Source organism: Plantactinospora sp. WMMB334, assembly GCF_049179095.1.
Taxonomy (GTDB): domain Bacteria; phylum Actinomycetota; class Actinomycetes; order Mycobacteriales; family Micromonosporaceae; genus Plantactinospora.
In genome coordinates this window covers 834,432-846,633 of record NZ_JBMHME010000002.1, presented here as the reverse complement: position 1 = coordinate 846,633, position 12,202 = coordinate 834,432, and the positions used below count along the sequence as shown (strand labels likewise).

Annotated in this window: 7 protein-coding genes; 1 reads left to right on the top strand and 6 read right to left on the bottom strand. The window is 72.6% G+C overall.

Going from position 1 to position 12,202, the window contains the following annotated elements:
* Positions 1 to 85: 85 nt before the first annotated feature.
* From ilvC to ACN27G_RS03575, 4 genes are all read right to left on the bottom strand, one after another.
* Positions 86 to 1,099 carry a ketol-acid reductoisomerase gene (ilvC, locus tag ACN27G_RS03590; protein ID WP_421491355.1) on the bottom strand — a complete coding sequence of 338 codons (1,014 nt, stop codon included), beginning with the start codon at positions 1,097 to 1,099 and terminating at the stop codon, positions 86 to 88.
* Between the two features lie 70 nt (positions 1,100 to 1,169).
* Positions 1,170 to 1,685: an acetolactate synthase small subunit gene (ilvN, locus tag ACN27G_RS03585; RefSeq protein ID WP_421491354.1), complete on the bottom strand. Its 516-nt coding sequence runs from the start codon at positions 1,683 to 1,685 to the stop codon at positions 1,170 to 1,172.
* Between the two features lie 11 nt (positions 1,686 to 1,696).
* Complete coding sequence (locus ACN27G_RS03580; protein ID WP_421491353.1) at positions 1,697 to 3,640, bottom strand: acetolactate synthase large subunit; 1,944 nt, start codon at positions 3,638 to 3,640, stop codon at positions 1,697 to 1,699.
* A gap of 262 nt (positions 3,641 to 3,902) precedes the next feature.
* Positions 3,903 to 6,278 (bottom strand): putative bifunctional diguanylate cyclase/phosphodiesterase, encoded by a 2,376-nt coding sequence (locus ACN27G_RS03575; protein WP_421497216.1) that lies wholly within the window; start codon positions 6,276 to 6,278, stop codon positions 3,903 to 3,905.
* A gap of 290 nt (positions 6,279 to 6,568) precedes the next feature.
* Between ACN27G_RS03575 and ilvD the strand changes: the two genes are divergently transcribed.
* Positions 6,569 to 8,416: a dihydroxy-acid dehydratase gene (gene ilvD, locus ACN27G_RS03570; protein ID WP_421491352.1), complete on the top strand. Its 1,848-nt coding sequence runs from the start codon at positions 6,569 to 6,571 to the stop codon at positions 8,414 to 8,416.
* Between the two features lie 98 nt (positions 8,417 to 8,514).
* Here the strand turns inward: ilvD and ACN27G_RS03565 are convergent, their stop codons facing one another.
* Positions 8,515 to 9,306: a maleylpyruvate isomerase family mycothiol-dependent enzyme gene (locus ACN27G_RS03565; RefSeq protein WP_421491351.1), complete on the bottom strand. Its 792-nt coding sequence runs from the start codon at positions 9,304 to 9,306 to the stop codon at positions 8,515 to 8,517.
* A 179-nt stretch (positions 9,307 to 9,485) separates the two neighbouring features.
* Positions 9,486 to 11,999 (bottom strand): SulP family inorganic anion transporter, encoded by a 2,514-nt coding sequence (locus ACN27G_RS03560; protein WP_421491350.1) that lies wholly within the window; start codon positions 11,997 to 11,999, stop codon positions 9,486 to 9,488.
* Positions 12,000 to 12,202: the final 203 nt, after the last annotated feature.

Sequence of the window (12,202 nt, the reverse complement as noted above, 5' to 3'; positions counted from 1 at the left end):
GGGGAAGATCCGGTAACGCAGTGGATCTCCCGCTCGCGGGTGCCGCCCCGGGCCGGCACGCGCCGACCCGGAGCGGCCCGCCGCGTCAGGCCGTCTCGGTGATCGGCCGGTCGACCCAGCTCATCATGCCGCGCAGCTTCTTGCCGGTCTCCTCGATCGGGTGCGCCGCACCCTCGGCCCGCCACTTGGTGAAGTTCGGCCGGCCCGCGTCGTCCTCGGCGATCCACTCCCGGGCGAACTCGCCGGACTGGATCTCCGAGAGGATCTTACGCATCTCGTCCTTGACCCGGGCGTCGACCACGCGCGGGCCGCGCGAGTAGTCGCCGTACTCGGCGGTGTCGGAGACGCTGTAGCGCATCCGGGCGATGCCGCCCTCGTACATCAGGTCGACGATCAGCTTCAGCTCGTGCAGGCACTCGAAGTACGCCACCTCGGGTGCGTAGCCGGCCTCGGTCAGCACCTCGAAACCGGTCTGCACCAGCGCGGAGGCGCCGCCGCAGAGCACCGCCTGCTCGCCGAAGAGGTCGGTCTCGGTCTCCTCCTTGAAGGTGGTGCGGATCGCACCGGCCCGGGTGCCGCCGATCGCCCTGGTGTAGGCGAGCGCGAGCGGGAAGGCGGTGCCGGTGGCGTCCTGCTCCACCGCGACCAGGCAGGGCACGCCCTTGCCGTCGACGTACTGCCGGCGGACCAGGTGACCCGGGCCCTTCGGGGCGACCATCGCCACGTCGACGTCGGCCGGGGGCGTGATGAAGCCGTACCGGATGTTGAGGCCGTGGCCGAAGAAGAGCGCCTTGCCCGCGCTCAGGTTCGGCGCGATGGCCTCGGCGTAGAGCGACCGCTGCGCGGTGTCCGGCGCCAACACCATGATCACGTCGGCCTCGGCCGACGCCTCGGCCGGGGTCAGCACCCGCAGGCCCTGCTCCTGCGCCTTGGCCCGGCTCTTCGAGCCCTCCGGCAGACCGATCACCACGTCGACGCCCGAGTCGCGCAGCGACAGCGCGTGGGCGTGGCCCTGGCTGCCGTACCCGAGCACCGCGACCTTCTTGCTCTGGATGAGCGACAGGTCGGCGTCGTCGTCGTAGAACACCTCAGCGGTCATGACTTTCCTCTCCTGCGGCGCGACCCGGACGGGCCCGCCGTTGCCAATCGTTGTGCGGCATCCGCCGTGCTCAGGCGGCCCGCAGCGCCGAACCGGTGGTGATCGAGCGGGAGCCCCGGCCGATCGCCACCAGACCCGACTGCACCATTTCCTTGATTCCGAACGGTTCGAGATCGCGCAGCAGCGCGTCCAGCTTGTCGACGGTGCCGGTCGCCTCGATGGTGAGGGTGTCCGGTGCGACGTCCACCACCCGGGCCCGGAACAGGTTCACCGTCTCCAGCACCTGGGCCCGCTGCGAGCGGTCGGCCCGGACCTTGACCAGCACCAGCTCCCGGGCGACCGAGACCGACGGGTCCAGCTCCACGATCTTCAGCACGTTGACCAGCTTGTTGAGCTGCTTGGTCACCTGCTCCAGCGGCGAGGAGTGCGCGTTGACCACGATGGTGATCCGGGAGACGTCCGGGTTCTCCGTCTCACCGACGGCGAGCGAGTCGATGTTGAATCCCCGGCGGGAGAAGAGTCCGCTCACCCGGGCCAGGACACCGGGCTTGTTCTCCACCAGCACGGACAGCGTGTGCCTGCTCATCTCCAACTGCCTCACAGCTCGTCGTCGTCGAAGGCGGGGCGGACCCCACGGGCGAACATGATCTCGTCGTTGCTGGTGCCGGCGGCCACCATCGGCCAGACCATGGCATCCTTGCCGACCACGAAGTCGATCACCACGGGTGCGTCGTTGATCTCCATCGCCGCCTTGATGGTCTTGTCCACGTCGGCCCTGCTCTCGCAGCGCAGCCCGACGCAGCCGAGCGCCTCGGCCAGTTTGACGAAATCGGGGATGCGGTGCTTGTGGGTGCCCAGCTCGGTGTTGGAGTAGCGCTCGCCGTAGAAGAGCGTCTGCCACTGCCGGACCATGCCCAGGTTACCGTTGTTGATCACCGCGATCTTGACCGGGATCCCCTCCAGGGCGCAGGTCGCCAGCTCCTGGTTGGTCATCTGGAAGCAGCCGTCACCGTCGACCGCCCAGACCGTGGCCTCCGGCCTGCCGACCTTCGCACCCATCGCCGCCGGCACGGCGTAGCCCATCGTGCCGAGGCCGCCGGAGTTGAGCCAGGTGTGCGGCTTCTCGTAGGAGATGAACTGGGAGGCCCACATCTGGTGCTGGCCGACCCCGGCGACGTAGATCGCCTCCGGGCCGGCGATCGCGCCCAGCCGCTCGATCACGTACTGCGGGGCCAGGGTGCCGTCGGTCGGCTCGTCGTAGCCGAGCGGATAGCGCTCCCGCAGGTCGTCGAGTTGCGCCCACCACTCCGTCCGGTCGGCCGCCGGATGTCCCGTCGTGGCCGCCCGGACCGCCTCGATCAGCTCCTCGATCACGTGTTTGGCGTCGCCGACGATCGGCACGTCGGCCGCGCGGTTCTTGCCGATCTCCGCCGGGTCGATGTCGGCGTGCACGATCGCCGCCCCCGGGGCGAACGAGTCCAGCTTGCCGGTCACCCGGTCGTCGAACCTGGCGCCCAGCGCCACGATCAGGTCCGACTTCTGCAGGGCGTAGACCGCGGCGACCGTGCCGTGCATGCCGGGCATGCCCAGGTGCTGCGGGTGCGAGTCCGGGAAGGCGCCCCGGGCCATCAGCGTGGTCAGCACCGGGATGCCGGTCAGCTCGGCCAGCTTGCGCAGCCCATCGGTGGCGCCGGCCTTGAGCACGCCGCCGCCGACGTAGAGCACCGGGCGGCGGGCCGTGGTCATCAGCCGGGCCGCCTCACGGATCTGCTTGCCGTGCGGGTGCAGGGTCGGCCGGTAGCCCGGCAGGTCCAGGGTGGGCGGCCAGGAAAAGGTGGTCTGCGCCTGCAGGACGTCCTTCGGAATGTCCACCAGCACCGGGCCGGGCCGGCCGGTGGCGGCGAGGTGGAACGCCTCGGCCAGGATCCGCGGGAGCTCCTCGGCGGTCTGCACCAGGAAGTTGTGCTTGGTGATCGGCAGGGTGATCCCCTGGATGTCGGCCTCCTGGAAGGCGTCCGTACCGATCGCCGGGCGCGCCACCTGACCGGTGATCGCCACCATCGGCACCGAGTCCATGTACGCGTCCGCGATCGGCGTGACCAGGTTGGTGGCGCCCGGCCCCGAGGTGGCGATGCAGACACCGACCCGGCCGGTCGCCTGCGCGTAGCCGGTGGCGGCGTGCCCGGCACCCTGCTCGTGCCGGACCAGGATGTGCCGGACCGCCGAGTCGTAGAGCGGGTCGTACGCCGGCAGGATCGCCCCGCCGGGAATGCCGAACGCGACCTCGACGCCGAGCGCCTCCAGCGACTTCACCAGCGAACCGGCCCCGCTGACCTGGACCGGCGCCACCACCTGGCCGGCACCGGCGACGGTGCGGGCGGCCGGCTCACCGGGCGGACCGGAGTGCTCGCCGGCCGGCTGGGCACCGGGGCGGAGCCGGCGGGGGAACTGGTCGGAGGGGTCGCTGCCGCCCTCGGCCGCAGCGGCGGAGCGGTGCCGGCGCGCGCTGTTGGCGAGGGTCTCGGGCGTGGGTCTCGTCATGGCTATTCAGGCCTTCGGCTCGGAGCAGTGGTCTTTCGAGGCAGTGGGGTGCGAGCGGGCCCCGCCCCGGCTGGCGATCTCCGGCGGGCCGGCCGCACGAACCGGCAGGGTCCGGTACGCCCGACGAGGGTGACCGCCCTGCCAACGAGGTACGTGGCCAATAAAAACGGCCCTCGTGCCGGATGCACGGGGCCTGCGCACTCTCGAGAGTCGAGAGTGCGCTCAGATAAGTACTCGAAAGGACCTAGTCACAGACATGCGGCTAAGCCTGACGCATCTCACGCCCTGAGTCAACTGATCCCGCATTCTGGGCCGAATCCGTTTTCGGACCCGTGTCGTTCGGCCGGCGCTGCCGGGGTGCCGCCCGGTTGCCGGCGGTGCGGTTCGGCCCCTTCCCCGGAGTGCCGTCGGCCGCCCCGCCGCCCCGGCCCCCCGGGGTGCCGTCGGCCGCCCCGCCGCCCGGGGCCCCCGGGATGGGCGACTCCGACCCGTTCCCCTCCGGCGGGCTGGCCGCCTCCAGCATCGCCTCCAGGTGCTCGGCCGGCACCCCCCAGCCGAAGAGCTGGCCCTGCCCGAAGCGGCAGCCGGCCTCGACCACGGCGGCCAGCTCGGTCGGGTTGGTCACCCCCTCGGCGATCACCTCCAGGCCGAGCTGGTGGCCGAGCCGCATCACCACGTCGACCATCGGGGCGAAGGCCGGGCCGCCCGGCGGCCGTACCGGTTCCGGGCCGGCGACCAGGCTGTGGTCGATCTTGAGGATGTCGAGCGGCAGCCGACGGAGCTGCCCCAGCGACGAGTAGCCGGCGCCGAAGTCGTCCAGCGCGATCCGCACCCCGGTCCGCCGCAACGTCCGCAACCGCCGGATCAGCTCGTCCAGGTCGGTCGCCACGGCGTGCTCGGTCACCTCCAGCACCAGCCGCTGCGGCGGCACCCGGTGCGCGCGCAGCGCCTCGGTGACCTGGACGACGTACTCCGGGGCGTGCAGCTCCCGGGGCGAGACGTTTACCGAGACCCAGACGTCGTGCCCGGCGGCGAGCCAGATGGAGAGCTGGTGACAGGCACGGTGCAGCACCCAGGCGCCGAGCTTGGCGATCATCCCGCACTCCTCGGCGAGCGGGATGAACTCGTCGGGCCCCACGTTGCCCAACTCCGGGTGGTGCCAGCGCAGCAGCGCCTCCGCACCGACCGGCCGGACCGAGGGGACCGCCACCACCGGCTGGAAGGCCAGGTAGAGCTCGTCCCGCTCGATCGCGCCCCGCAGCTCGTGCTCCAGCGTGGTGCGCCGGCGGAGCAGGTTGTCGTAGGCCACGTCGTACCGCTCGACGCGGTTCTTGCCGCGTTGCTTGGCGTAGCGCAGGGCCAGGTCGGCGTTGCGCAGCAGGGTCTCCACGTCCGCCGCCTCGGCACCGTCGGCCACCCCGATGCTCACCGACAGGAAGACCGACCCGAGCTCGTGCCGGTACGCCGAACCGACGACCCCGAGCAGCCGCTCGGCGACCCGCTCCGCCTCGGCCGGCCGGCCCCGCATCAGCACCGCGAACTCGTCGCCGCCGAGCCGGGCCGCCAGGTCACCGGGGCGCAGGTTGCTCCGCAGCCGCCGCCCGACCTCGATCAGCACCGCGTCACCGACGTCGTGCCCGCGCATGTCGTTGACGTTCTTGAAGCCGTCGAGGTCCAGGCCGAGCAGCACGCAGGGCTCCTCCCCGCCGGCCTGCCGTTGCACCGCCCGGAGCAGGCCCCGGCGGTTGGCCAGCCCGGTCAGCGGGTCGGTGTGCGCCAGCTCCCGGAAGTGCGCCTCCCGCTCGGCGAGCCGCCCGGCGTAGGCGCGTACGTCGTTGAGGGCCAGGGACTGCCGGAAGACCAGCGCGAACCCCTCCACGATGCCGGCCACCACCGCGAAGATCGTGAAGTTGCCGCCGACCACCAGGTGGTAGAGGGCGGAGACCGCCATCGCCACCATCGGCAGGAAGGCGTACGACGTACCCCGCCGGATGAGGTCGCCGTCCGGACCCCCCACCGGTGCCGACGCCCGCCCGGCAAGGGCGATCATCAGCAGCCCGAACGGGAGCAGCACCGCACCGACCAGCGCGACCACCGGGCCGGCCTGGGAGACCCCGGCCGAGATGGCCAGCCCGCCCCCGGCCACCACGATCACTCCCGCGCCGGCCAGCAACAGCCCGCCCCTCGGCGCCCGGACCCGGACGCCGACGATGAAGGCCAGTCCCACCGCCACCGCCGCCGTGACCGTCGCCGTCAGGATCGCCGGGCAACCTCGCGGAGTCAGGTCACCGAGCACCCGGGTCGGCTCGGCGAGCAGTACCCAGCCGACGAACCAGAGCGCCGCCCCGATCACCAGCCCGTCCAGGACCAGCCGGAGGACCGCCGCACCGCTCTCGGCGACACCGGGCAACCGGAGCAGGCCGGCGCAGAGCAGCGCCGCGCCCGCCGCCATCCCGGCGGCGACGACGGTGCCCAGCGCGGTCCGCTGGTCCTGCTCCCGGCTCCACTGATCGGCGAGCGTGACCACCACGAACATCCCCAGGCCGGCGCTTGCCGCCGCCAGCGCACCGCCGGCGGCCAGCAGCCAGCAGCCGACCCGGCGCGCGCCGGCGTGCCGCTGCGCCGAGAACGCCAGCATGACCGGCCCGAAGCTGGACGCAAGGCCGGTCACCACGGCGAGGACCGACACACCGGAGGCGAGTTGCACGCGTTCACTCTGCCGGATCGACCCCACTCCATGGGGGAGCGCGCGCCGGTTACTCGATCAGAGGCACAACCCGCCCATTCGGGCATCGGGGGAAGGAAGGGCCCCCGCTTATCGTTTTCTGTTGTAGCGGGGGCCCTTCCTTACACCTTCGGTGTCCCGGTGGTTGGGCGGGGTGGGGCTCGGGGGCGGCGGGGTGTGGGCGGGAGTGCCACACTGGTCAGATGCCTGAGCTGCGGTCGAAGACCTCCACGCACGGCCGGACGATGGCCGGTGCCCGCGCCCTGTGGCGGGCGACCGGGATGACCGACGACGACTTCGGCAAGCCGATCGTCGCCATCGCCAACAGTTTCACCCAGTTCGTGCCCGGCCACGTGCACCTCAAGGATCTCGGCGGCCTGGTCGCGGACGCGGTGGCGGAGGCCGGTGGGGTCGGCCGGGAGTTCAACACGATCGCGGTCGACGACGGCATCGCGATGGGGCACGGCGGCATGCTCTACTCGCTGCCGAGCCGGGAGCTGATCGCCGACGCGGTCGAATACATGGTCAACGCGCACTGCGCGGATGCCCTGGTCTGCATCTCCAACTGCGACAAGATCACCCCGGGGATGCTGCTCGCCGCGCTCCGGCTCGACATCCCGACCGTCTTCGTCTCCGGCGGGCCGATGGAGGCCGGCAAGACGGTGGCGATCGAGGGCATCGTGCACGACAAGATCGACCTCATCGACGCGATGATCGCCTCGTCGAACGACGCGGTCACCGACGACCAGCTCGGCGCGATCGAGCGCTCCGCCTGCCCGACCTGCGGCTCCTGCTCCGGCATGTTCACCGCCAACTCGATGAACTGCCTCACCGAGGCGATCGGCCTGGCACTGCCCGGCAACGGCTCGACGCTGGCCACCCACGCCGCGCGCCGGGCGCTCTTCGAGCAGGCCGGCCGGCTCGTCGTGGAGATCGCCAACCGCTGGTACGCCGGGGACGACGCCTCGGTGCTGCCGCGCGCGATCGCCTCCCGGGCCGCGTTCGAGAACGCGGTCGCCCTGGACGTGGCGATGGGCGGCTCCACCAACACCGTGCTGCACCTGCTTGCCGCCGCCCGGGAGGCGGAGCTCGACTTCGGCGTCGCCGACATCGACGAGATCTCCCGCCGCGTCCCCTGCCTGGCCAAGGTCGCGCCGAACTCGCCGAAATACCACATGGAGGACGTGCACCGGGCCGGCGGCATCCCGGCGATCCTCGGCGAGCTGGACCGGGCCGGGCTGCTGCGCCGGGACGTGCACGCGGTGCACTCGGCCGACCTGGACGGCTGGCTGGCCGCCTGGGACGTCCGGGGCGGCAGCCCGAGCCGCGAGGCGATCGACCTCTTCCACGCCGCCCCGGGCGGGGTGCGCACCACCGAGCCGTTCTCCACCGCCAACCGCTGGTCCACCCTGGACACCGACGCGGCCGGGGGCTGCATCCGCGACCGGGAGCACGCCTACACCGCCGACGGCGGGCTGGCGATCCTGCACGGCAACCTCGCCCCGGAGGGCGCGGTGGTCAAGACCGCCGGGGTGCCGGCCGAGTGCCTCACCTTCCGGGGCCCGGCCAAGGTGTACGAGTCGCAGGAGGCCGCCGTCGACGCGATCCTCGGCAAGCAGGTCGTCGCCGGAGACGTGGTGGTGATCCGCTACGAGGGCCCGAAGGGCGGGCCGGGGATGCAGGAGATGCTCTACCCCACCTCGTTCCTCAAGGGCCGCGGGCTCGGCCGGGAGTGCGCGCTGATCACCGACGGCCGCTTCTCCGGCGGCACCTCCGGGCTCTCCATCGGGCACGTCTCACCGGAGGCGGCCGGTGGCGGGCTGATCGCACTGGTCGAGCCCGGCGACGAGATCGTCATCGACATCCCGGGCCGGAGCATCGCGCTCGCGGTGGCGCCGGAGGTGCTGGAGGCGCGCCGGATCGCGCAGGAGAAGCGGGAGCGGCCGTACACCCCGGTTGACCGGTCCCGGCCGGTATCCGCCGCGCTGCGCGCGTACGCCTCGATGGCGACCTCGGCCAGCGACGGTGCCTACCGGCGCGTCCCGGAGTGAGCCGACCGGGCCGGCCCGCCCGTCGGTGAGCCGGCTCGCCCCGCGTCGGGGGACGGCCCGCAGCCGTCCCCCGGGCCAGCGGCTCGGCCGCCCCGCGGTCAGTAGCCGGGGAAGACCCGGCGCAGGTCGTCCAGGTCGAGCGGGCCGGTCACGGTCATCGTCCCGGGTGTGTGCTCCGGGGCCAGCCGGCCGGCGGCCAGCCGCAGGAACGCCTCCGCCGGCCCGGCGATCTCGCCGGCCGGCCGTTCCGGTGCCCCCGCCAGCGAGACCCGGTCGGCCAGCCGCAGCCCCAGGGAGCGGTCCGGGTCGCTCAGCCGCAACGCCAGCTCCACCGGCAGATCGGCGATCGTGTCCGGCCGCCCCATCAGGCCGAGCAGGCCGTCGAGCTGGTCCAGCAGCAGCGGCACCGCCTCCGGCGCCACCGTGGCAAACCGGTTGAAGCCGACCTCCACGTCCCACTGGTGCAGGGCGAACTCGCTGAGCCGCATCCCGGTGGCGGTGCCGAGGTCGACCGGGTCGGGCAGGAAGCCGAGGTCGATCCGTACGCTCTCCCGGGTGGCGGCGTCCAGCGACTCGTACCGCTCGACCAGCCGCCGGTTGGCGTCGAGGAATCCTTCGGCGTGCTCGATCGGGGTCATCGCGTCCCAGCGGACCCAGACCTGCTTGTTGAAGTCGGCGTCCGGGGCGGGGGCACCGCGCAGCGCCGCGTCGAGGGCCGCCTCGCTGATCTCGGCGCCACTGCCGAGATGGCTGAGCACCTGGGACACCTGCCACTCGCTGGCACCGGACGACCTGGTCAGGTCGGTCGGGCCGAGGTCGCGGACCAGTGCCGCGAGCTCGTCGTGGCCCGAGCGGAGGGCTGCGATGGTCGTGTCGGCAGTAGTGGGCATGTCGTCCTGTCTCCCGGTCGTACGTCGCCGGCTCCGGATCGGCCAGCGCGCCACCCGCAATCATGCCCGCTGGCCCCGACCGAAGCCGACCCGTCCGGCCAGCTACCACTCTGCGGACCGGGCCGGTGGCGTCGCCCCTTCCCGATCGGCCCGGCCGGGGGCCTGCGGCGCGGCAGGACCTAGGGACGCGCGAAGCCGGCGCCGGTGGTCTCCAGCTCCTGTTCGGGCGGCGTGCTGAACCGCTGCCGCCGCTCGTCGAGGAGGAGCAGCAGTCCGGTCGGGATGTCGAAGAACAGGCCCTGCACCGACACCTTCGTCGCACCGGCCTCGCGGGTGGCGAGAAACTCCCGGAGCACCGCGACCTGGCGTGCGACGTTGACCATCGCCAACTGGTCGACCTCGGGACGTGCCTGGTCGGCGGCGGCGAACCCGACCGGGTGACCCGCCCGCCACGCCTCCAGGCTCGGCAGCCCCCACCGCAGCCATCGGCCGAGCGCGCTCTCCTCCCCGCCCCGCCCGCCGAGCAGCCCGTGCATGGCGCCACATCCGGAGTGGCCGCAGACCAGCAGCACCCGCACCTGCAGGACGTCGACGGCGTACGAGACGGCTGCGGCGACCGAGGACTCCGCGTGCTGGTCGGTGGGCATCAGGTTGCCGACGTTGCGCACCGTGAAGAGGTCGCCCGGGCCACTGCTGGTGATCACGTTGGGCACGATCCGGGCGTCGGCGCAGGTCAGAAAGAGGCTGTGCGGTGCGTGCCGGCCGCCCAGCTCGGCGAGGAAGGGCAGCAGCCGGGCGGCCGAGCGGCGGTGGTACTCCCGCATCCCGGCATGGAGCGGGCGGAGGGACGCGGCATCGGAGAACGCCGGCCGGCCGGCACCTGACGAACCGCCCACACCGCCCACACCGCCGACACCGTCACCGCCGACACCGTCACCGCCGTCACCGCCGGCACCGTCAACACCGTCACCGTCGACACCGCCGGCACCGTCACCGTCGACACCGCCGGCACCGTCACCGTCGACACCGCCGGCACCGTCACCGTCGTCATCGTCGGCATAGCTCGCGCCGTCGGAGTGCCGGGCCTGCCAGCTCGTCCAGGGCGAGAACCAGCGCGGCGGCACCAGCGCGTGTATCCGGCGCAACGGGCGGGGCTGGTCTCCCCGCAGGGCCGCCGGACCCACCTCGTCGAGGTGCACGGTCCCGCCGGTGGCCTCGTGCTGGCGTACCCACCAGTCGAGGTGGTCGAAGGCCGCGTGGTCCAGGAAGTCGGTGGCGAGTTCCAGGTCGACGGTGCTGCCCGGCGGCACCCGGCCGAGGACGGCGGAGAGGCGTGGGATGGCGAGGAAGCTGAGCGTGCCCTCCACATGCACGGACCAGTGCTCACGACCGGAGGGCCGGGCCGGGCCGCGCTCGGCGTGCACCTTCGCCCAGACCACCCGCCGCAGGATCAGCACGACCGCCAGGACGAGTCCGATGAGTACGCCTTCGAGCAGGTTGAGCAGCACGACGCCGAGCGCGGTCGCGACATAGACGGCCAGCTCGCGGTGCCGGCGTACCCGCCGAATGTCGGAGATCTTCACGAGTTGCATGCCGACCACGACGAGCAGCCCGGCGAGCGCCGCCATCGGGATCCGCTCGACGAGCACCACGAGCAGCACCGCGAAGAGCAGTACCCAGACCCCGTGCAGGACGGCGGAGCCGCGGTTCCGGGCTCCGGCGTGGACGTTGGTGGAGCTGCGCACGATGACGCCGGTGACGGGCAGTCCGCCGAGCAGCCCGGATGCGCTGTTGGCCAGGCCCTGGCCGATCATCTCCCGGTCCAGGTTGGTCGGCCGGGCCGGGCCGGCGCCCGGGGTGGCCCGGGTGGCGGCCAGCCGGTCGACGGCCGTGGCCGAGAGCAGGCTCTCCACGCTGGCGATCACGGCGACGGTGAGCACCGCGGCGGCGACGGCCGGCCAGTTGCCGTCGGGCAGGGTCGGCAGATGCACGGCGGCCAGCAGCGATCCGGGCATCTCCACCCTGGCCAGGTCGACGTCGCCCCAGACGAGCGCGGCGAGGGTGGCTGCGGTGACGGCGACGAGCGGGCCGGGTATCCGGCGGACCGGCGCCGGAAGCCGGGGCCAGAGCAGCAGCAATCCGATCACGGTCAGCCCGATCAGCGTGGCGTGGTCGTGCCTGGTGGCGAGCTGGGCGGGCAGGTCGAGGAGGTTGCGGATCGGCGTACTGCCCGGTTCGCCGCCGAGCAGGACGTGCAGTTGGCCGAGCACGATGGTGATGCCGATGCCGGCGAGCATGCCGTGCACGATCGCCGGCGAGAGGGCGAGCGCGGTCCGCGCGATCCGGCACAGCCCGAACGCGATCTGCACCAGCCCGGCCGCGACGGTGATCGCGCAGGTGGCCGCCCAGCCGAACCGGATCACCAGCTCCGCCACCACGACGGTCAGCCCGGCCGCCGGGCCGGTGACCTGGAGCGCCGAACCGCCGAAGAGACCGGCCACCACCCCACCGACCACCGCCGCGATCAGTCCGGCGGCCACCGGGGCGCCGGAGGCGGCGGCGATGCCGAGGGAGAGCGGCACCGCGACCAGGAAGACGACGAGCGATGCCGGCAGGTCGTACCGCAGGTCTCCGGTGAGCCAGGAGCGGAACCGGGCGGATGCCCGGGCCGGGCTGATCGACGTGGGCGACATGCTGCCTCCTCCGGCTCCGCCGCCGGCACGACGGCAGAGAACGTTGCCGACCGATTGCGGCATGGTAAATGCGTGTTACGAGATGATTAATCGGAAGAGGGGTGTTAGTCGCTGTCCCGGGGCAATTCTACCTTTAGCAGGTATGAATACCTTATAGCGATCATGTACTATTTTGACGCCTTCGCGGTACGCGCTCCGGCCCG